This is a genomic window from Streptomyces sp. NPDC004134, assembly GCF_042874195.1.
Lineage (GTDB): Bacteria > Actinomycetota > Actinomycetes > Streptomycetales > Streptomycetaceae > Streptomyces.
In genome coordinates this window covers 39,401-58,528 of sequence record NZ_JBIAMS010000026.1, presented here as the reverse complement: position 1 = coordinate 58,528, position 19,128 = coordinate 39,401, and the positions used below count along the sequence as shown (strand labels likewise).

At 75.2% G+C, this 19,128-nt stretch carries 18 protein-coding genes; 6 read left to right on the top strand and 12 right to left on the bottom strand.

Translation table 11 applies throughout. The annotated features are described in order from the left end of the window. The 7 genes from tap to ACFYVJ_RS27625 all read right to left on the bottom strand — a co-directional run bounded on the left by tap (nt 1) and on the right by ACFYVJ_RS27625 (nt 9,198). Complete coding sequence (gene tap, locus ACFYVJ_RS27655) at nt 1-2,142, bottom strand: telomere-associated protein Tap (protein ID WP_388896821.1); 2,142 nt, start codon at nt 2,140-2,142, stop codon at nt 1-3. 99 nt (nt 2,143-2,241) lie between these two features. After that, nucleotides 2,242-2,889 (bottom strand): DUF1963 domain-containing protein, encoded by a 648-nt coding sequence (locus ACFYVJ_RS27650; RefSeq protein ID WP_388896819.1) that lies wholly within the window; start codon nt 2,887-2,889, stop codon nt 2,242-2,244. A 554-nt stretch (nt 2,890-3,443) separates the two neighbouring features. Then, a complete protein-coding gene (locus ACFYVJ_RS27645; RefSeq protein WP_388896816.1) occupies nt 3,444-3,707 on the bottom strand; it encodes a hypothetical protein in 264 nt (87 codons plus the stop codon). Between the two features lie 271 nt (nt 3,708-3,978). Continuing rightward, the gene (locus ACFYVJ_RS27640) at nt 3,979-6,414 is read right to left on the bottom strand and encodes a hypothetical protein (RefSeq protein ID WP_388896813.1); all 2,436 of its coding nucleotides are present in this window, start codon (nt 6,412-6,414) and stop codon (nt 3,979-3,981) included. Nucleotides 6,415-6,510: 96 nt separating this feature from the next. After that, nucleotides 6,511-7,935, bottom strand: a complete 1,425-nt coding sequence (locus ACFYVJ_RS27635) for an SWIM zinc finger family protein (protein ID WP_388896811.1) — start codon at nt 7,933-7,935, stop codon at nt 6,511-6,513. A 181-nt stretch (nt 7,936-8,116) separates the two neighbouring features. Continuing rightward, nucleotides 8,117-8,755 (bottom strand): hypothetical protein, encoded by a 639-nt coding sequence (locus tag ACFYVJ_RS27630; RefSeq protein WP_388896808.1) that lies wholly within the window; start codon nt 8,753-8,755, stop codon nt 8,117-8,119. 155 nt (nt 8,756-8,910) lie between these two features. After that, nucleotides 8,911-9,198 carry a hypothetical protein gene (locus ACFYVJ_RS27625; RefSeq protein ID WP_388896806.1) on the bottom strand — a complete coding sequence of 96 codons (288 nt, stop codon included), beginning with the start codon at nt 9,196-9,198 and terminating at the stop codon, nt 8,911-8,913. A 255-nt stretch (nt 9,199-9,453) separates the two neighbouring features. Here ACFYVJ_RS27625 and ACFYVJ_RS27620 point away from each other — a divergent pair, with 255 nt between their 5' ends. Beyond that, the gene (locus ACFYVJ_RS27620; RefSeq protein WP_388896803.1) at nt 9,454-10,260 is read left to right on the top strand and encodes a TrmH family RNA methyltransferase; all 807 of its coding nucleotides are present in this window, start codon (nt 9,454-9,456) and stop codon (nt 10,258-10,260) included. 84 nt (nt 10,261-10,344) lie between these two features. Here the strand turns inward: ACFYVJ_RS27620 and ACFYVJ_RS27615 are convergent, their stop codons facing one another. Next, a complete protein-coding gene (locus ACFYVJ_RS27615; protein WP_388896800.1) occupies nt 10,345-10,905 on the bottom strand; it encodes a hypothetical protein in 561 nt (186 codons plus the stop codon). A gap of 191 nt (nt 10,906-11,096) precedes the next feature. Here ACFYVJ_RS27615 and ACFYVJ_RS27610 point away from each other — a divergent pair, with 191 nt between their 5' ends. Next, a complete protein-coding gene (locus tag ACFYVJ_RS27610) occupies nt 11,097-12,653 on the top strand; it encodes a carboxylesterase/lipase family protein (RefSeq protein WP_388896798.1) in 1,557 nt (518 codons plus the stop codon). 16 nt (nt 12,654-12,669) lie between these two features. Here the strand turns inward: ACFYVJ_RS27610 and ACFYVJ_RS27605 are convergent, their stop codons facing one another. Together ACFYVJ_RS27605 and ACFYVJ_RS27600 are read right to left on the bottom strand one after the other, a co-directional pair. Next, entirely contained in the window at nt 12,670-12,915 is a 246-nt protein-coding gene (locus ACFYVJ_RS27605; RefSeq protein ID WP_388896796.1) for a hypothetical protein, read from the bottom strand. Between the two features lie 124 nt (nt 12,916-13,039). Then, a complete protein-coding gene (locus ACFYVJ_RS27600; RefSeq protein ID WP_388896794.1) occupies nt 13,040-13,453 on the bottom strand; it encodes a hypothetical protein in 414 nt (137 codons plus the stop codon). Between the two features lie 198 nt (nt 13,454-13,651). Here ACFYVJ_RS27600 and ACFYVJ_RS27595 point away from each other — a divergent pair, with 198 nt between their 5' ends. Next, on the top strand, nt 13,652-14,380 hold the full coding sequence (locus ACFYVJ_RS27595) for a carbonic anhydrase family protein (protein WP_388896792.1): 729 nt from the start codon (nt 13,652-13,654) through the stop codon (nt 14,378-14,380). Between the two features lie 3 nt (nt 14,381-14,383). Here the strand turns inward: ACFYVJ_RS27595 and ACFYVJ_RS27590 are convergent, their stop codons facing one another. Continuing rightward, a complete protein-coding gene (locus ACFYVJ_RS27590; protein WP_388896790.1) occupies nt 14,384-15,151 on the bottom strand; it encodes an SDR family oxidoreductase in 768 nt (255 codons plus the stop codon). A gap of 95 nt (nt 15,152-15,246) precedes the next feature. On the opposite strand from ACFYVJ_RS27590, the gene ACFYVJ_RS27585 reads away from it, so the two are divergent. Further along, a complete protein-coding gene (locus ACFYVJ_RS27585; protein WP_388896788.1) occupies nt 15,247-16,083 on the top strand; it encodes a helix-turn-helix domain-containing protein in 837 nt (278 codons plus the stop codon). 22 nt (nt 16,084-16,105) lie between these two features. On the opposite strand, the gene ACFYVJ_RS27580 is transcribed toward ACFYVJ_RS27585, so the two are convergent. Further along, nucleotides 16,106-17,107 carry a GNAT family N-acetyltransferase gene (locus tag ACFYVJ_RS27580; protein WP_388896786.1) on the bottom strand — a complete coding sequence of 334 codons (1,002 nt, stop codon included), beginning with the start codon at nt 17,105-17,107 and terminating at the stop codon, nt 16,106-16,108. A 215-nt stretch (nt 17,108-17,322) separates the two neighbouring features. Between ACFYVJ_RS27580 and ACFYVJ_RS27575 the strand changes: the two genes are divergently transcribed. Beyond that, nucleotides 17,323-18,048, top strand: a complete 726-nt coding sequence (locus ACFYVJ_RS27575; RefSeq protein ID WP_388896784.1) for an SDR family NAD(P)-dependent oxidoreductase — start codon at nt 17,323-17,325, stop codon at nt 18,046-18,048. 83 nt (nt 18,049-18,131) lie between these two features. Further along, nucleotides 18,132-19,112, top strand: a complete 981-nt coding sequence (locus tag ACFYVJ_RS27570; RefSeq protein WP_388896971.1) for a LysR family transcriptional regulator — start codon at nt 18,132-18,134, stop codon at nt 19,110-19,112. Nucleotides 19,113-19,128: the final 16 nt, after the last annotated feature.

Genomic DNA, 19,128 nt, shown 5'->3' with positions numbered 1-19,128 from the left:
TCACTCCTCGCCGTCGCGGGTCGGGTCGTCCTTGATGTGCCGGGCGGGGTTGTAGTGCTGCTCGATGACCTCGGCGGCCCACCACAGATCGCGTACGCCTTCGAGCTTGGTCATGCCGGGGCTGACGCCGAGGCGGAAGACGCCGGGGGCCGGCTTGCCGTCGGGGGTGCGGGGCAGCAGGTCAAGCGGTGACGGGGTGGCGGCCGGGTAGACGACGCAGTCGGAGAGCACCGCGACCGGGTAGCGGCCGTGGGCGGCCATCCTGACCATCTTGCGGTGCATGTTGACCCGGGCGGTGGCGATGACCGCGGCCCGGATGTCCGGCCGCCAGGTCGGCCGTTCCAGGGCCGGCCACCGCTGGTTCGTGCGGAACTTGGCCTTGCCCTGGGCGCGTTCGCGCAGCTTGCCGATGCCGCCCTTGACGGTCGCCTTGATCGCCGAAAGGACCGCCGCGGCAGCCGGGTCGACCCCTTTGTGGCCGTCCATCGCGGCCAGGTAGCCGGCTTCGGTGAGGTCCTTCGTCACGCCGAGGTCGGCCATCGTGGCCAGGTACGCGTCGCGCAGCCGCTCGTACCACGGGTCCAGGTACGCGCCCGGCTCCGGCCGCAGCCACGCCTCCAGCGGCGCGACGTCGTAGCCGAGTTCGGCGGCGTAGGCGACGGTGGGGGTGGCGTACCAGGCCGGGCCGGAGGGACGGTCGCCGGTGGGGGTGAAGGGACCGGGCAGGCGGGGGTCCAGCTCGATGTGGGAGAGGTCGACGTACCAGGACCCGGGGATCTTCTTGTCGAAGCGGGGGCCGTCGGTGTGGACGGGGGCGTCCAGGCCCACGGTCAGCCGGTTCGCCGCCGCGGCGAACGCCATGTTGACGTCCAGGCCCATCACGTACGGCAGCTCGCACTCGGCGTCGGTGAAGCCACCGGGGCGTACCCAGTCGTACGCCTCCTCGTCCAGCGCCTGCCACGCGGGGCGGCCTTCGGCGACCGGATGCTCCTCCGGTGCCTCCGGCGGGGCGGGGTCGACCGGGGCGGCGAGGGATCCGGGTACGGGTCCCGAGGTCCAGCCGGCGCCGTCGCGGACCGGGCGGGTCGGCGGGCGCAGCGCGGTCATCAGCTCCAGGCCGTTGACGGCGGTGGAGCCGCGGGGGGTGAGCACCCGGGCCGTGTACGTGCCGAGCATGCGCGCCAGTTCGCCGGGAGGCACGTCGCCGGCGCCGGGCCAGGCGCGGTCCTCCAGCGCGTCCCAGGCCAGGACGGCGAGCTGTACGCAGCGGCGGCGGCCGTGCTCGGCGGGGCGGTAGATCCGCGGCCAGGGGCCGAACCCGCGCCGCGTCAGCTTCCAGCCGGCGGCCAGGATCTCGCGTACCGCCGGGTGGTCCTCCGCGAGGCGCATCCCGTCGTCGAGCGCGCGGTTGTCCAGCCGGAGCGGCAACCCGAGCCGCTCGGCGGCGGCTTCGGTGAGTACGACGAGGGGGTCGGCGTCCTGCCCGTGCCGGTGCAGGCGCTCGGCGCCGAGCCCCGACCGCAGGGTCCAGTCGACCAGGTCGACGACGGAGCCGGCGGGGCAGGGCACCGTACGGCCGTCGGCGAGGTGGGCGAGGCCGGCACCGTCCAGCACCGCCAGCGGGCCCGCCGGGTAGCGGCCCGCGGCGGCGGGTGCCGCCTTCTGCGCGTACGACCGCGCCGTCCGCGGCCCCGGAGTCGCTGCCGGCACCGGCGACGGCCCGGGGGTCCCGGCACTGCCTCGCCGGGAGTCCGGGCCCGCGGCCGGCGCCGTGGCGGTCTGCTGCACCCGGGGGGCGGCGGGAGACTCCGCCCCGGCCGGCACGTCGCCGGCGGGCGCCGGACCGGGCACGGCCGGCGGCGGGTAGAGCTCGGCGAGCCGGTTCAGCAGCCGGGCGTAGGCGTCGCGTTCCGGTGGACGCGGCTCCGTACGGCGGGCGGGATCGTCGCTCTCCCAGGCCCCTACCGTCGCCCGCCGCACCCTCAACGCATCGGCAACCTCCTGCTGTGTCAGCCCATGCGCCACCCGCAACCGCCGGCGCTCCGCCGGCGCCGGCAACGCCCGCGACCGCGCCACCAGAGCGTCCACCGAATCGAACCGAGCCTGATCATCCCGAGCCACATCCCGCAGCGTACGCTGCATGCACGGTTCAGCGAACGATATCCGTGCGGTCGTTCGCGGATCAGCAGGGCCGACTGCCGGCAACGCGGCAGAACGGTCCCGGCCGGGAGCCGAATGCCGTCAGGAGCAGTCGAACCAGTGTCCGGTGGGGCGGTCGGGGCAGGTACGGCATTCGAAGACGTAGACACCCCCGGCGTCGCCGAGGGACAGCCCGGCGGGGTTGTGAGCGTCGTCCTTCCAGCCCCGGCCACCCGAGGCGTCCTCGCCGGACCGGTCCTCCTCGGGCAGCCACGTACGCCAGGACTCGCCGTCGAACTCCCAGCTCGCCACCGTCAGGAGATGCTCCATCCGGTTGCCGCACCCTTCGCAGCCGGGCCAGACCGGTTCCTGCGCCCAGCCCGGGTAGCCGCCGAGCTTGATCCCCGGGGCCTCCGCCAGGTGGTAGGTGTACAGCAGACCCGTGTCGGCCAGCAGTTCGTCGAAGCGGCCCTGGAGTTCGCGGTGCACCTCGTCCGGAAGGTCCCGGCTCGGGTACTCGGTCACCCGCTCGGGGTGCACGGCGCAGCAAGCCGGGTACCAGTCCTCGGGAAGCTCAGCGGCCGGCACCGGAGTGGGCAGCACCTCGCCGACGGCACCCGAGTCGCGCCAGTGGACCCGGGGCAGGGGGTAGCAGAACTCGCCGTGCTCGTAGGGGCACCACAGGACCTGCAAGAGGTCCGTGCCCTCGGGAAAGGGCACGGACGGCGCGTCGGCACGACGGACCTGCACGACCGGGACCATGGCTACCGACGACGCGGGCTCATGGGTTCCGTCCGGGTCGTGGTGCTCCTCACCGCACACCGGCCAGGGCTCCGCGGCAGGCCACAGCAAGGGGCCTCCCACCGAACTGTCATGACAGGTCGGTGAACCGGGACGTGGATGCAGACGGACGGACTCACGGCGGAAGGGCAGCAGTTCGGGGAAGAGGCTTTCGACGTCGACCGGACGGCCGGGTGTGTGGCGAGGCATGGGCAAGACCCTAGAACCCCGGTACGACAGCCGGCCCGGGGCATGAACCGACGGCCGGTGCCCCAGCCGGTTCGACGTTGAGAGGCCGTCGGCGGATCACAGCAGAGAAGCAGCAGGCCGGCTCGTTCCGGTTCGACCGCCGCCCATACGATGACGCGTTGCGGGTCCTGAGCACGGCGGCGGACCCGGGCGTCGACGACACGTGAGCGCCGGCAGACGCGGCCGGGGATGGAGAAGCGGTTCATGGAGAGGTTCGAGACGGCGAGCCTGGCGCTGATGCCCGGCCAGAAGGTCCGGGCCGAAGTCCTGAGCCATCACCCGTGGGGCGTGAGCGTCGAGATCGCGGGATACGAGGACATCGGTCTGTCGGCCTCGATCGACATGATCCAGCAGTTCTCCTCGACCGCGCGCAGCCATGACGAACTGATCGCGCTCTTTCCACCCGTGGGTTCGCGGCTCGACGCGGTGGTCCAGCAGATAACCCGCTGGTATCCGCCGGTGTCGGTGCGGCTGAGCATCCGGCCTGCCGACCTGGAGTCGCTCGCCTGGAACTGCGACTTCTGTGGCGAGCGGATCACCTTGGGTCCCGGCGGAGACGCCCTCGTCCTGGACTCACGGAGCCACGACGGCCCGGGCAGCCACACCATCGTCTCCCACCGGCACTGCCTGGCCGGCGAATCCGCCCGGAGAACGGCGGGGAGCGGGCGCGGGCGTTGCAGATCGGGCGGATGTGCTGAGGTCGGCAAGGCGCGTACCGACCACCGGCTGACGGTGCCGAGGCGGGCCGGCGCGCCGGGGCACGCGACGATGCCCGGGGGCCGGGGGCACCGCGGTGCCCCCGGGCCGTCCTCACCCGGTCAGGACGCCGCGCAGGCGGCGTGCCTCCTTCACCAGGCGGGACTTCGGCGGCCGGCTCGCCACCTCCGCCAGGCCGGGTATCTCCCCCGTCGTCCCGGCGCGGGTGGCGAGGTCCGTCGCCAGCGCCAGCAGATCACCCAGGCCGTGGATGCCCGCCCCGGACGTCAGCAGCCCCGGCAGGAACCCGGACAGCACGGGCCACACCGCCCTTGCCCCCACGGCCGCCGAGGCGTCCCTCGTCGCGGACGCGATGCGGGACGCCACCGGTACGGTCAGCTCGCCGAGGGCCGTGGCGAGCCGATCGGAGTCCAGCTCCCCGCGGGAGACCAGGACGATCCATGCGTCCACCGCTGCCGCCCGGTCCTCGCGTCGCTCCTCGTCGAGGCCCGCGGCCAGTGCGCGGTGCATCGCCTCGCCCTTGGGGCCGGGCAGCGCCGCGAGCCGCTCCAGGGTCCGGCAGTCCATACGTGCCCCGTTGCGGCGTGCGACGTACCACGCCCACTCGGCCTGGATCTCCGGGTCGCACGGAAGGTCCTCCGGACGGCAGGGGAACACCGAGCGCGTATGGACAGGGCTGCGTCCCTGGGCGGGGAGCGGTCCTGCCAGCAGGGTGGCGAACGGCTCGGGGTAGGCAGCCGGGGGCTTGTCCCGTCCACCCGTACGGAGCCGGTCGGCGAGGCGGCGCCCCGCCGGGGAGGCAAGCGCCTCGGCGGCGGCGCGCACGTCCGGATCGTCCGCCGGCACCACCCGTAGCAGCGCCTGCGCCAGGTCCACCGCGCCGGGTTCGGCATCCAGTCGTTCGTACTCGGCGATCCGGGCGGCGAGTTCGGCCGTCTCGATCGTGCCGTCGTCGTGCGTGGCGGTGGCCAGCGGGAAGGGCGTCGCGACCCCCCTCCGGAGCCGGTCGATCAGTTCGCCGCCCCGGATTTCCACCATGGTGTCGAACATCGACCGGCCGCCCGGGTACGGCACCCCGCACACGACCGCCGCCACCCCCAGGAGGTTCCACGGTTCGTGCCCTGCCTGGGAGAACCAGTCGAGGTGGTCGGCGATCCCCGCCCGCAGCGCGGCCGCGAGTCCCTCGCGGTCCCGGTGGGCGTGGCGAATCAGGCGGTCCAGCAGGGCGTCCTCGAACGGGCCGTCGTCCTGGTGGCGGCGCCACCAGACGCGAAGGGCCGCCACGACGTCCCCGGGATCGTCGTCCACCGGGCCGTCCAGCCGCACCGCCGCCGGCGGCGGGGGCGGTGCGATCTCCGGCTCGCGCTCCGGGAGCGCGGACGGTGCGGGCGCCGTGGCATCCTCCGGCAGATGGCGGGCGATCAGCCGCTCGATCCGCTCCCGCAGGGCCGCGTCCTCCAGTGCGTCCCGTACCTCCGTCAGCACCCCGACCGCGTCGCCCGCGATCGCGGGCTCCTCCCGGACCACCCGGTCCAGCCAGCCCAGTTGCGCCCGGACCAGCTTCTTCTCCGGGCGCAGCAGCGCATCGCGCGACACTTCGACGACCCGGGCCGGCGCCAGGATCCCGGCCAGCACCTGCTGGGCGTGGGCGGCGACGGTGGACGGGCCGTCCAGGAGCAGACGGACGTAGTCGTCCTCATACGTCGCGCACTCCTCCGCCGAGGGCGCGAGCAGCTCCAGCGTCCAGAGCCGGAACCGGACGTCCGCGGCCGCTCCCGTGCCCCTGACCAGGGAAGCGAGCACGGCGTCGTGGAGGCGGCCGGCGTCGAGGGTGCCGTCGGCGGCGAGCGAAGCGAGCGCGGCGGGCCAGGAGTACTCGGGGTCGTCGCGGGAGTACGGGCTCAGATTCGTGTAGCCCGGCACCCCGTCGATCTCGAACAGGCGGTGGGTGAGGGCCTGCAGGAACGGGTTGTCCGCGAGGACGACGGCGAGCGGACGCTCGTCCCAGGTCGGCGGAGTCGTGTCGGTGTCGTAGCGACTCGCCGTCTCCCTGGCCCACGTGAGGACGAACGCGTCGGAGACCGGGACGGGGCAGCCGGAGCGCCGGATGAGCTCGACGACCAGGTGGTAGTAGGGCAGTTCACCCTCGTCGAGACGGCTGTCGGCGATGCGGCGGACGAGTTCGGCCTGGAAGCCGGTGTCGCGGGTGTGGGGTCCGTCGGCGAACAGACAGGCGATGAGGGAGGCGTCGGGCCGCCAGCTCGGTATGGAGGTGACCCGGGTCTTGCCCTTGAGCAGCCAGTCGGCGACGGCGGGGGCGCCGGCGAGGCACCCCGCGCCGGCGAGCTGGACGGCGATGCGGCGCGGGTCGTCGTAGGTCCACAGACTGACCCTGCTGAGCGAGGCACGGGCGGCCTTCAGCTCGGGGACGGCGGCGCGGCGCTCGTCCGCGGTCATGGCGGCCAGGGCATCGGGGACGGCGAGGTAGTCCCCCTTGTCGATGAGCGCGAACAGCGGGTGGTCGGCCATGTGGGGCGGCACTCCTTCGTGCGATGGCGCGGTCGGTACGTCGCGGGAGCAGGGCGATGCGGTGCGCGTCGGGCGCCCCGCGTGGGTGTCGGGTGGTCAGCGGGCTTGGGGCGCTTGGGAGTCGTGCGGGGTGCCGGTCCCGGCGTGGTTCGCGGCGATGCGCGCGGCGAGGGCGTGACTGCAGGGCCCGCGGCGCCCCCGGTGCTCGGCCCACCACAGGCAGGTGCACCCGGGCGCCGTACGGGCGGGTGCGGCGAGGCCCCGCACCCGGTGCGTGCGCCCGTCGGCGGTCGTGACCTCCGCGCTGCCCGCGCCCAGGCTGCGCACTCCGCCCGCGGCGACGATCGCGCGCGCGGCCCGCAGCCGCGGGTTGTGGTCCTCGGCCCGGCCGGGGACGAACGGCAGCTCACGGTGGTAGTACGCGGCGGCGGCGGGGTCGTAGCCCACCCGGCCGTCGACCCCGAGGCGGGTGAGCGCGGCGCGGGTACGCGCGACCGTCAGTCCCGCCCCCGCGGCCAGCTCCGCGGGGTCGATCCGGGAGTCCCAGGCGAGCAGCACGGACAGCAGCTCGGCGTCGGCCTCGACGTCCGGCCCGGCGAGATCGTCCAGCACCGTCCCTTCGCCGGAGAATCCCCGCCCCGTCTCGGGCGAGAGGGTGAGCGTCAGCCGGAGGCCGGCCGGAAGGGAAATCTCCCAGGCTGCGGCCTGCACGGAGCTGCGGGCGGTGGCCGGCGGTCCGTAAAGGCGCAGGCCGCGGGCGTGGCGCAGCACGCGGCGCAGGGAGGTCAGGCGCTGCGGCCCGGGCAGGCACACGGCTCCGGGCGCGGGCCGGGACGTACTGCGCAGTCGCCCGTTGTGGGAGACGACCCACTCCGCACCGCGTGCGGCATTGCCGGAACCGGCCCGCGGGAGGGCGCGCAGGAAGCGGAGGGCCTCGGCGGCCGGCACCTCGGCGCGCAGGTCGAACCGCGAAGCGATGACCGGTGTTTCGGCGAAGCCGCGTATCCAGCGGTCGGGCAGCGGGACCTTCTTCTCCACGATCCGGCCGCCGCCCGTCCGGACGGCGAGTTCGTCGGGCCCGACGGTCAGGCCCAGCGGCTCACGGCCGGTGAGCCGCCCGAGGGCATCCCGCAGCGGGAGGTTGACGTCGACGTTCGTGGTGCCGCGGCCGACCTCCCCGCCGTCCAGTCCTGCGGGGGGCACGTCCAGCCGGGCATGCACGCCGCAGCAGCCCGAGAACGACTCGAACCGCAGCCAGCCGCCCCCCGCGGTGACCACGGGATCCAGACTCGCGGAACCGGTCAGCCCGGGATCGTAGTACCGGGCGGCCGCCACGTCGGCGACGGCGAGCAGCGCGGCGGCGGACGCCTGGGGTTCGGTGAGGGTGCCGTCGAAGAAGCGGGGGTGAGCGGCGGCTCCGGCTGGAGTACGTCCGCCGCTCGTCTGCAGCGCGAGGGCGTGCACGGCGGCATCCAAGACGGACGAGGCGCAGTAGCTGTACGTCGCGGTGGCTGAGGGCATGTGACGGAAGATTAGACCCGGGATCTGACACCCCCGCCGCGAGCCGCCCACCGCCTCGTCCACCGGGCGCCTTCCGCACGCCGGCCGCCCACTGCCGGCCTGGCGATCCTTCGGATCGCGGCCGGGCACCACCACGGTCGCTGGGCGGCGGCTCGACCGAGACCGCCGTGTGCCTCCCGTGTCAGGACCGGGCGATGGCCGTCCGGACGCGGGTCACCGTGTCGGCGAGGCCGGCGAGACCGGTTTGCGGAGTTGCGGAGAGCGACTGGCGCAGCCAGTCGGCCGTGGCGAGAGCGAGCGCCGTGGCCTTCTCGTCCTCCCCGTCCGCGAGGAGGGCCTCGACCCGGTAGCCGAGGTCGGAGAGGGTCTCCGCGTCGGTCTGCGGTACGAGCACATGCTGCAGGCCCGGCGGGTAGGGCTCCCGGCTGCGGGACTCCCGCAGGGCCCGGACCACTTCCGGTGTGCCGCCGTGCTGATCGAGTACGCCGAGGAAGGCGTAGATCCGTGCCGTGAGCCGGGGGCGGCCCGGGTGGGTGTCGAGCCACTTCATCAGCTCCGCCTCGCTGCCCAGGTGCGCGATGATCTCCTGGAGCGCCGCCTTCAGCTTGTAGGGCAGGTCCCAGCCGTGGGGCAGGAGCACGGCCACCTCCCGGGCGAGACCGGCCTCGTCCCGCGGGCCGAGCGTGCCCGCACGCAGTGCGCGTATCTTCGCCGGGTCGAGTACGAGCCCTTCGGTTCCGGTCCTGGCAGTGGCGGAGGGCCTGGCATGGTGGCGGTGGGTGAGCCGGTCGCCTGCTCTGTGGAGCAGCTTCTCGTGCACGACGTCTCCTCGCTGCCGGTAGCCGCAGGTGCAGGTACCAGGACAGATACTCCCTTCCATCATGCGTGCGCCCGCGGTGATCTGCGACTCGGTCTCCCGGCGGCGCGCGGCCCCCCGGCACGGGCCGGCGCCGGGGGGCCGCTCGCTGGCAGGTACTACCCGGCGGGGTGCCAGTCGCCGCTCTCGTCGTCGATGTCGTCCTCCGTCAGCGCGACGACCGACATCGAGCCGTCGTCGTGCATCCGCAGGGCCACGCCGTACGGCATCTCGTCGCCGCCCTCGCCCTCGCCGGCGGTCGCGGTCGCCGCGTACGCGGCAGCCTCGGCGGGCTTCCCGTCGCCGCCGGCGGGTGCGGCCGAGGCCGCGGGGGCGGCGGCCAGCGCGGTGAAGCCGAGCAGTGCCGCCGACGACAGCGCGACGGCGAGAGCACCAGTCCTACGCATGAATCCTCCTGGATCCGGAGAGCGGCCCTGTGCCGCCCTGCCTGAATCAAGAAGAACAAGGCCGTGCGTTCAGCCGGATAAGCGTTCCGGCGGGGAAATCGGCTGCCCGCTTATCTCTCTGCAATCCCGCCGTGAAACGCGTGAAGCGGTGGCCGCGAAGAGGGAATTCGGGGCGGGGTCCGCTTCGTGCGGCCGCTTTGGCGCCTCCCGCCCGCTTCGGTACCCTCACCCGGACCGCGACCACGAAAGAGCACCATGACCGACACCATCACCAGCGCCGCCAACCCGCTCGCGAAGCGGGTGAAGCTGCTCGCCGGCCGCAAGCACAGGCGGCGTGAGGGGGCGTTCGTCGTCGAGGGGCTGCAGCCGGTGTGGTCCGCGATCGAGGCGGGGTGGGAGGTCGAGACCCTTCTCGTCGCGCCCGGGTTGCTCACCCATCAGGCGGCGCTGCGCATGGTCGAGGAGCAGGAGCGGGCGGGCGTGGCCGTGGCGCGGCTGGGGACGGACCTGTTCCAGCGGCTCGTCGACCGTGACGGGCCCAGCGGTATCGCCGCCGTCCTGCGCAGCCGGGACGGCGGACTGGACAGCCTGGGCGCCGGGCCGGGATCGGTCTTCGTCGCCTTGGACCGCATCGCCAACCCGGGCAATCTCGGGACGATCATCCGCACCGTGGACGCGGTCGGCGGAGCCGGGGTGATCCTGATCGGGGACACGGTGGACCCGTACGCCCCGGCGGCGGTCAAGGCCAGCATGGGGTCGCTCTTCGCCGTCGATGTCGTGCACACCCCCGACGCGGCGGAGTTCTTCTCCTGGGCCGCGGAGCGGGGTGTCGCGGTGGTCGCCGCGTCGGGTGCCGCGGACGAGGACCACTGGAGTGCCGCGTACGATCCGCCGCTCGCGTTCCTGCTCGGCAGCGAGCGGGAGGGGCTGCCGGAGTACCTGCTGGCGCGGGCGTCCCGCCGGGTGCGCATTCCCATGGTCGGTACGGTCGACTCGCTGAACATCGGGGTGGCCGCGTCGATCATGCTGTACGAGGCCCGCAGGTACGGCGAGAACAGGTGAGCGGCCCCCGGCCGGTGCGGCACAGGGCCGGGGCGCCGGTGCCGACGCCGGGCAGCCGTCCGCCGTACGGGTACCCGCTCCGGGTCAGTCGGCGACGTCCTCCGCCGATGTCGGGCCGAGTTGCGTGGCGTTCGCGTACTCCGGCATCTTCATGGGCTGGTCGAAGAGGAAGAACGACTGGTTCGTCCCGACCGTGAACTCCACGTACGCGCCCGTCGTCGCGTCGAAGCCGAAGTAGGCGTTGCAGGCCGAGCCCGAGTCGTAGGTGCCGTCCATGCCCGGCTGTGCCACCACGACCTTGCCGTTCGAGGAGGAGTCGACCGCCTCGGTCGGCGTGAGCTTCTTGCAGCGGGGCACGGGCAGGCCCTTCATGACGAAGTACCCGTACTCGCCCTTGCCGTTCTGGATGTAGACGTACGACAGCTTCCCGCGCTTGCCCCAGGTCTCCACCCACTCGTTGATCGCCTCGCGGGTCGGCGAGTAGGTCATCTTCCCGGCCGGCTGGTTCGCCACCAGGGCGTCGTAGTTGCTCTGCTTGGCGGCGTTCTCCTTGCCCTGGCTGGAGTCGTCCTCGCAGGCGGCGAGGCCGAGGACCGCGATGAGCGCCAGCACGGACGTCATGGCGATACGGGCGATCGTCTTCATGGTGCCGTCCCCTTCCTGGATGCCGACGTCGTCGGCGCGGGCCGCGGTGCCGCCGGCGGCCCGCCGGCTCCTACTTTGCGGCCCCGCGCCCGGGAGGGGTCCCGCGGGCGGGCGGCTACGCCACAGGGAGTAGCGGCGGAGCCGTCCGGCGGGGGACGCGGGCGGGCGCGGCGCGGCCGATGCTGTGGGGCATGTCCTTACGTGCCCGTGTCACCGCGCTCTGCCTGGCCGTCGTCTCCCTGCTGTCCCCGCTGGCCGTGGCGGCCGCCGCCGACGTGCCCGATCCCGCTCTCGTACGGGTGGACGGAGGGCTGCTGCGCGGCGTGCGCGACGGCGGCGTCCTGCGGTTCCGGGGCGTGCCGTACGCGCGGCCGCCGGTCGGCGAGCTGCGCTGGCGTGCGCCCCGGCCGCCGCGCCCGTGGTCCGGCGTGCGCGACGCCGGCGCCGCGGGGCAGAAGTGCGCGCAGCCCTCCGGCGGCGGCGAGGACTGCCTGTACGCCGACGTCACCGCGCCGCTGCGGCCGGAGCGGTCCGGGCCGCTGCCGGTGATCGTCTGGCTGCACGGCGGCGGGCTGACCACCGGCGCGGGATCCGACTACGACGCCGGACGGCTGGCCGCGACCGGCGACGTGATCGTGGTGAGCGTCAACTACCGCCTCGGTGCGCTGGGGTTCCTCTCCCACCCGGCGCTGGACGACCGGGGCGCCGTCTCGGGCAACCACGGGCTGATGGACCAGACCCGGGCGCTCGGCTGGGTCCGGGCCAACGCCGCGGCGTTCGGCGGGGATCCCGGGCGCGTCACGCTGGCCGGGCAGTCGGCCGGGGCCCGCAGCGTCTGCGCGCACCTGGCCTCGCCCGCCTCCCGCGGCCTCTTCCAGCGAGCCGCCGTGCAGAGCGGCGCCTGCGCCAACCCGGTCCTGACGAAGGCCGCCGCCGACGCCAGGGGTGCGCGGGCGGCCCGTGCCGTCGGCTGCGCCCGGGCCGCGGACGTCGCGGCCTGCCTGCGCCGGGCGCCGGTCGCCGACCTGCTCGAGGCGCTGGGGGACATGGCGGCGCCGGTCACCGGGACGACCACCGACGACGCCTGGGGGCCGGTCGCCGGCACGCCGTTCCTGCCGCGGCAGCCGGGGACCGCGCTGCGGCGCGGCTCGGCGGCCGGGATCCCGCTGCTCATCGGCAGCACCCGGGACGAGATGCGCTCCTTCGTCCCGGACGCGTACGACCTCGGCGGCCGCCCGCTCACCGCGCGCGGCTACGCCGACGTCGTCACCGCGACGTTCGGCGACGACGCCCCCGCCGTGCTGCGGCGCTACCCGGCCGCCGGCGACCCGAGCCCGGTGCTCGCGCTGTCGCGGCTGCTGACCGACCGGGGCGCCCGGATCGGCGCCTGCCCGACGCTGGCCACCGCCGCCTCCGCCGCCCGGCACGCACCCGTGTACGCGTACGAACTGCGCCAGGACAGCGGCACGGTGGTCGAGGGCTTCCCCTACGGTGCGCACCACGGCTCCGATCTGCCCTACCTGTTCGGCCTGCCGTGGGCGGAGCCGGGCCCCAAGGACCTGACCGCGGCGATGACCGGCTACTGGGCCGCCTTCGCCCACCGCGGCGACCCCAACCGCGCCGGCCTGCCCCGGTGGCGTCCGGTGCGGGCGGAGGGCGGGACCACGGTGCTGGGGCTGGCCGACGGCGCCATCGGGCCCACCCCGTTCGCGGCGGACCACCGGTGCGGCTTCTGGACCGGCCGGTGACTTCCGCGGCCGCGTGCTACGTCGGTGCGGGCCCGGGCGCCGGGGTCGGGAGCGCCGTCACGCTGCGCACGACGGCGAAGAACCGCGGCTCGTTCCCGGCGAGGCCGGCGGCCGCCAGCGCCCGGTCGGCGTCGGCCAGCGGTCCGGCCAGCACCGCCGCGGCCAGCCCGGGCGCGCCGGGCTCGGCCAGCGCCGCCTGCGCGCTGCGCACCAGCCGGCGGTATGCCTGGGCCGCGGTCACCTCGGCGGTGTCGTCCGCCATCGTCGCCTCCGTTCGTCGGACGTGTCTCACGCCCTCATTCTGCCGAGGGGCACTGACATCGGCCCGTGCCGAACTCCCCTGCCGCCGGGGCCGGTTGGCCCTGGGGCAAGGCGGAGGCAGGGTTCTACGGGGTGAGGTACGCGGCGAGCGCGTCGGCTTCGCGGCGCAGGCGGTCCGCGGCGTCGGCCCGGCCGGCCGTCTCGTAGCCCCCGGCCTCGGTGCGGCGCTCGGTGATCTGCTCGCGCAGCAGGGCGCGTACGTCCTCGGCGGAGAGCACCCGGCGGACCGCCTCCGCCGAGCCGACGCCGGACCGGGCGCCGGCGACGTGCTCGCTCCCCTGGTCCGCCGGGGCGGCGGCGGGGGCCTCGACCGCTTCGGCGTTGTCGATGGCGGCGAGGGCGGTGCGCAGCGCGGAGACGACCTCGCGGTCGCGCGCCTTCATCGCGGCGCGGAGGTCCGCGCGCATGAGGGACCGCAGTGCCTGCGCGTCCTCGGTCGTCCCCGGATCCGTGGGCGGTCCTGCCGCAGCCGCTGTCATGCGCCCAAAGTACCGTTCCCCTGCCGCGATGCCGCATCCCGGAGGCGGTAGGAGGTCAACACGGCGGCGCCGACTGCACACTTCCGGACGATCACGGAGGGCCGGAGAACGGGAAGGACTGGGCCGTACGCGACGAAGCCGTACGCCGCGACGGGCGGTAGCAACCCGGGCGGCCGCCCAGCCATCGAAAGCGCCTCCATGACCACACTCCCCCGCCTGCCCGCCGACGAGTCGTCCACCTATTACCAGAGCCCCGTCGACATCCGTCCCCAGGCCGTGGACACCGGGCCGCTGCCCGCGCTGCGGTTCGACCACCCCGCTCGGACGGACCTGTCCGTGCGCTACAGCGAGCCGGACCGGTCCCGGCGCGCACCCACAGAAGCGACCGTGCGGGCAGAGCCGCCGCCCGGCCGGGACTTCCTGCTGACCGTCGGGGCCGGCACCTACCGGCTGGCGGACGTCCACTGGCACACGCCGTCCGAGCACACCGTGGGCGGTGTGACCTTTCCCCTCGAACAGCATATGAAGTACGTACGGGCCGACGACGGCGACCAGGTCCCGCCGGAGGGGGAGCCGGACGGAGGCGGGCACTACGCCGTCGTCGCCGCTTTCGTCCACCCGGGCGATCCGAACCCGGCGCTGGACCGGCTGCTGTGCGCGGCATCCAAGGACACCTCCCCCCACCCGGTGCCCGACGTGGAGTTCGACGCGCTGCTGCCGGCCTGCACCGAGTCGTACCGCTACACCGGCTCCACCACCGCCTACCCGTATCTGCCCGGCGTCCGCTGGCACCTTCTCACCCACCCGGTGCAGGCCACCGCCGCCGCCATCGCCCACTACCGCAGCATCTTTCCCGACGGCGACGCCCGCGCGGTGCAGCCGCTCGGCAGGCGGCGGATCCACGGTGACCGGCACCGGTGGTGGTGAGCGTCAGCGCTGGTGGGCCGGGCGGACGACGATCTCGTTGACGTCCACCTCCGGGGGCTGGGACAGGGCGTAGGAGACGGCGGCGGCGATGGCGCCGGGGGCGATCGCGTGCGCGCGGTAGGTGCGCATGGCCTCGGCGGCGCCGGGGTCGGTGATGGAGTCGGCGAGTTCGGAGGTGACGACGCCGGGCGAGACGGTCGTCACCCGTACCGAGGGGTCGGCCTCCAGTCGCAGGCCCTCGGTGATCGCCCACGCCGCGTGCTTGGTGGCGGAGTACACGGCGCTGGTGGGGACGACCTCGTGGGCGCCGACGCTGGCGACCGTGACGAAGTGCCCGGCGCCCTGGGCGCCGAACACGGGCAGCACCGCGGCGATGCCGTGGAGCAGCCCGCGGACGTTCACGTCGATCATCCGGTCCCACTCGCCGACGAGCAGGGAGTCCAGCCGGGACAGCGGCATCACCCCGGCGTTGGCGACGAACACGTCGACGCGGCCGTGGCGGGCGCGGGCGTCGGAGACGAAGCCCAGGACGTCGGCGCGGTCCGTCACGTCGAGCCGTACGGGCTCCAGCGTGCCGCCGGTGCGGGCGGCCGCGTCGGCGGTGCGCTCCGCCAGGGCCTTGAGGCGGCCGGTGCGGCGGGCGCCGGCCACCACCCGGTGGCCCTCGGCGGCGAGCCGGGCGGCGACGGCCTCGCCGATGCCGCTGCTGGCGCCGGTGACGAGGACGGTCTTCGAAACGGCGGGGGTCTGCTCTGCGTGCTGTGTGGTCATGGCTACGAGGCTGGGCCGCCCGCGGCGCCCGCGGGAGAGCCGGCGTCCTCCTGGGTGCGGCGCACCCAGGCACGTCCGCCGGCGCGGTGCCTAGCATGGCGGGCATGGCACGTACCGAGCTGGGCGCCTTCCTCACCGCGCGCCGCGCCGGCGTCACCCCGGCCGCGGCGAACCTTCCGGTCACCGGCCACCGCCGGGTGCCAGGGCTGCGGCGCGAGGAGGTCGCCCTGCTCGCGGGGGTCAGCGCCGACTACTACGTACGGCTGGAGCAGGGCCGGGAGAACTCGCCGTCCGCGCAGGTCCTCGACGCGCTCGCCGCCGCGCTGCGGCTGGACGAGGACGCCAGGCTGCACCTGTTCCGGCTGGCGGGACTCGGACCGCGCGCCCGCGCCGCGGCGGTGCAGGACCGGGTGGAGCCGAGCCTGCTCGCGCTCATGGACGCCTGGCCGCACAACCCGGCGGTCGTCCACAACCGCGCGTACGACGTACTCGCCTCGAACGCCATCGCCGACGCGCTCTTCCTGGGCTGGCCGCACTCGCGCAACCTGATGGAGATCGTGTTCGCCGACCCCGCCGCCCGCTCCTTCTACCGCGACTGGCACGACGTGGCGCGCAACTCCGTGGCCGGCTTCCGCCTCGGGCACGGCGCGGCGCCCGGCGATCCGCGGGTGCGGCAGGTGCTCGCCGGACTGCTGGAGTCGAGCCCGGAGTTCGCGGAGCTGTGGGCCCGGCACGACGCCCGCGGCAAGGCGCTGGAGCACAAGCGCTTCGCGCACCCCGCCGTGGGTCCGCTGACGCTGACGATGCAGACGTTCGGCGTACGCGCCGCCCCGGGGCAAGAGCTGGTCGTCTACCACGCGGAGCCGGGCTCGCCCGGCGCCGAGGCGCTCGCGCTCCTCGGCTCGCTCACCGCCGCCCCGGGCCCCGGCTGACCGGCCGGCACCGGGCGGGCGCTCAGCCGGGCAGGCGCAGCCGGTAGTCGTGCGTGCGGCGGTACGGGCGGAAGCCGAGCTGCTCGCCGAGGGCGAGGACCGCCGTGTCGCCGTCGGCGGCGGCGGTCTCCACCTCGCTGATCTGCGGGTGCTCGGCGTGCAGCCGGCGCAGCACCTCGGCGGTGACCCAGCGGCCCAGGCCGCGGCGGCGGTGGGCCGGCACCACGGCCAGGTGGGAGTGCTGGGCGCGCGGGGCGGGGGCGGGCGGGATGAGCACTTCGGTGTAGCCCGCGACGGCGCCGGTGCCGGTGTGCAGCGCGGCCACCGTCAGCAGCCGGCCGCTGCCGGGCTCGGGCGCACCCGAGGCGGTGCCGAAGGCGAAGCCGGGGACGGCCGCGGCGAGCCCTTCGGGGTCGTCGGCGGCGGCCGGTGCGGGTCCGGTACGGGCCGGGGCGGGCGGCCCGGGCGCGGGGATGGCGGGGGCGTACCAGGTGGTGAGGCGGTAGCCCGGGTGGTCGGCGTAGACCAGCTCCGCCAGCCAGGCGCGGTGCACCTCGGCCAGCGGCAGCAGCAGGTGGTGGACGACGCGCTCGCGGACGAAGCCGTGGCGCAGGCAGAAGACGTCCGCCGGTGTGCACGCGGGGGCGGCCGCCCGCAGGGCGGTCCAGCCGTCCTCCCGGGCCGCGGCGGCGACGGCGGCCAGCAGCAGGGTGCCGGTGCCGCGGCGGCGGGCGGCGGGGCGGACGTAGAGCTGGAGGTCCGCGGTGGTGCGGGCCGGGCCGGGCGAGGCCGGCCGCACCCCCGCGACGGCCGTCACCTCGCCCTCCGCCCCCGTGGCCGCCCACGCCGGCGGCATCCTGCCGCCGGCGTGGGCGTCCCCCCGCAGTCCGGCGAGGACCTCTTCCCGTACCGGCCCGGGCACGCCGGGCAGGTCCGCCGCCCGCGCAGCGGCGACGACCGCGCGCCATGCGGCGGCGGCCGGCGCGGCGTCGCGTACGACGGTGATCTCCACCGGTGAACTCATGGCTCCAGCCTCGCCGCGGCGCGCCCGGCGAACAACGGCCGATCCGGGAACGTGCCATAACCCGTCGGTTATCGATGGGGGCGGGGGATTCATAACCGACGGGTTATCCGTCGTTGCCGGATCGGCCGTTGTTCGCCGGGCGCCCCGGGCGGAGGCTGGTCCACGCAGACGAAAAGGCAGAAGCACACGCAGCCACCGAAGGGGGCGCAAGGTCCATGACCGCCACCGCACGTACGGGCAGGGTCTGGTTCGTCACCACGGCAGGACACGGCGCGGGCCGGGCCGTCACCGCGGCCGCGCTGGCCCGCGGCGACCGGGTCGCCGCCGTCGTACCGGACGAGGCCGCCAGGGACCGGCTGCTGGCGCGGCACGACGAGCACCGGCGCAGGCTGTTCGTACGGGCGCTGGACGTGTCCGACAACTGGTCGGTGAACGCGACGGTGTGCGCGGCGGCCGACCGGTTCGGCCGCCTCGACGCGGTCGTCAACGACGCCCGCCCGCCGCGCCCCTCCCCCGGCGACGCCGCCGGGGACGCGGCCGCGCCGGTCGGGTGGATACCCGAGCCGGCGGCGCGGGCGCGGCTGGAGTCGGCGTTCTTCGGCCCGCTGTGGGTGGCGCAGGCCGTGCTGCCGCTGCTGTACGAGCAGCGCTCAGGACATCTGCTGCAGCTCTGCGGCTCCGTCGCCCCGACCGGTGCCCCGGGCACCGCGCTGGACCGGGCCGGCACCTGCGCGGTGGTGGCGCTGAGCCGGGCGGCGGCGTGCGAGGCGGCGCGCGTCGGCGTCGACATCAGCGTCGTCGGCGGGCGGCCGGACGCCGGGGCGCTGCTGCGGCTCGTCGACGGCGCCGCGGCCCGCCGCCGGGACGCCACCGCCGCCGCGGCCCACCCCGCCGCCACCCCCGCGTCCGCCTCCGCCGCAGGTCACGGCGCGGCGGCCTGAGGGTGACGGCGGCGGGGCAGGCGGGATACGCTCCGGTGACGGAGCCGGTTTCCGGCCACGGCCAGGCGATACGGGGGTGCGGGATGGAGCTGCGGGACATAGAGATATTCCTCGCGCTCGCCGAGGAGCTGCACTTCGGCAGGACCGCGGAGCGGCTGCACGTCTCGCAGGCACGCGTCAGCCAGTCGATCGCCAAGCAGGAGCGCCGCATCGGTGCGCCGCTCTTCGAGCGCACCAGCCGCCGGGTGGAGCTGACGGCCATCGGGGCCCGGCTCCACGACGATCTGAAGGCGGGCTATCAGCGGATCCAGGACGGCATCGAGTCCGCGGCCGCGGCGGCCCGCGGCACGACCGGGGTGCTGACGCTGGGGCTGATGTGCGCCCAGGCGTTCGACCAGGCGTCGATCCTCGCGCGTTTCAAGGACCGTTACCCGGGCGTCGAGCTGCGCTTCCGCGAGGTGGTCTTCAGCGACCCGTTCGGGATGCTGCGGGCGGGCGAGGTCGACCTGGAGGTCACCTGGCTCCCGGTGCGCGAGCCCGACCTGACGGTCGGCCCGGTGCTGGCCCGCGAGCCGCACGTGCTGATGGTCGCGGAAGGACACCCCTTCGCCGCCCGCGGGTCCGTGAGCCTCGAAGACCTCGCGGACTGCTCGTTCCCGCAGCCGGTGAACCCGGTCCCGGCGTACTGGATGGAGGCCCTGATGCCGGCGCGTACGCCGTCGGGGCGGCCGATCCCCGCGGACGGGCCGAAGATCGCCACGTTCCAGGAGGCGCAGGCGGTCGTCGCGGCCGGGGACGCGGTGTGCGTGGTGCAGGGCGAGGCGGCGCGGCACTTCCCGCGGCCGGGCATCGCGTACGTGCCGATCACGGAGCAGCCGCTGGGCGTCTGGGGGCTGATCTGGCGTACGGCGCACGAGACGCCGCTGGTACGGGCCTTCGTGCAGTCCGCCGTCGACACCCTCGCCGAGGCGGCGCAGGCGGCACCCGGCGCCGGCGCCCCCGAGGTGCCTCAGGCCCCGGAGCCGGCGCGCGCCGTTCCCGAGCCGGCCGCCGCCCGCGGCTGAGCCCCGCGCGAAGGCG

Excerpts from the sequence above, each read along its gene's own strand:
- ACFYVJ_RS27575 (WP_388896784.1), top strand. The coding sequence starts at position 17,323 with ATGACCGCCACCGCACGTACGGGCAGGGTCTGGTTCGTCACCACGGCA.
- ACFYVJ_RS27640 (WP_388896813.1), bottom strand. The coding sequence starts at position 6,414 with ATGGCCGACCACCCGCTGTTCGCGCTCATCGACAAGGGGGACTACCTC.
- ACFYVJ_RS27595 (WP_388896792.1), top strand. The coding sequence starts at position 13,652 with ATGACCACACTCCCCCGCCTGCCCGCCGACGAGTCGTCCACCTATTAC.
- ACFYVJ_RS27580 (WP_388896786.1), bottom strand. The coding sequence starts at position 17,107 with ATGAGTTCACCGGTGGAGATCACCGTCGTACGCGACGCCGCGCCGGCC.
- ACFYVJ_RS27605 (WP_388896796.1), bottom strand. The coding sequence starts at position 12,915 with ATGGCGGACGACACCGCCGAGGTGACCGCGGCCCAGGCATACCGCCGG.
- ACFYVJ_RS27590 (WP_388896790.1), bottom strand. The coding sequence starts at position 15,151 with ATGACCACACAGCACGCAGAGCAGACCCCCGCCGTTTCGAAGACCGTC.
- ACFYVJ_RS27615 (WP_388896800.1), bottom strand. The coding sequence starts at position 10,905 with ATGAAGACGATCGCCCGTATCGCCATGACGTCCGTGCTGGCGCTCATC.
- ACFYVJ_RS27585 (WP_388896788.1), top strand. The coding sequence starts at position 15,247 with ATGGCGGGCATGGCACGTACCGAGCTGGGCGCCTTCCTCACCGCGCGC.
- ACFYVJ_RS27625 (WP_388896806.1), bottom strand. The coding sequence starts at position 9,198 with ATGCGTAGGACTGGTGCTCTCGCCGTCGCGCTGTCGTCGGCGGCACTG.
- tap (WP_388896821.1), bottom strand. The coding sequence starts at position 2,142 with ATGCAGCGTACGCTGCGGGATGTGGCTCGGGATGATCAGGCTCGGTTC.
- ACFYVJ_RS27570 (WP_388896971.1), top strand. The coding sequence starts at position 18,132 with ATGGAGCTGCGGGACATAGAGATATTCCTCGCGCTCGCCGAGGAGCTG.
- ACFYVJ_RS27635 (WP_388896811.1), bottom strand. The coding sequence starts at position 7,935 with ATGCCCTCAGCCACCGCGACGTACAGCTACTGCGCCTCGTCCGTCTTG.
- ACFYVJ_RS27600 (WP_388896794.1), bottom strand. The coding sequence starts at position 13,453 with ATGACAGCGGCTGCGGCAGGACCGCCCACGGATCCGGGGACGACCGAG.
- ACFYVJ_RS27610 (WP_388896798.1), top strand. The coding sequence starts at position 11,097 with ATGTCCTTACGTGCCCGTGTCACCGCGCTCTGCCTGGCCGTCGTCTCC.
- ACFYVJ_RS27620 (WP_388896803.1), top strand. The coding sequence starts at position 9,454 with ATGACCGACACCATCACCAGCGCCGCCAACCCGCTCGCGAAGCGGGTG.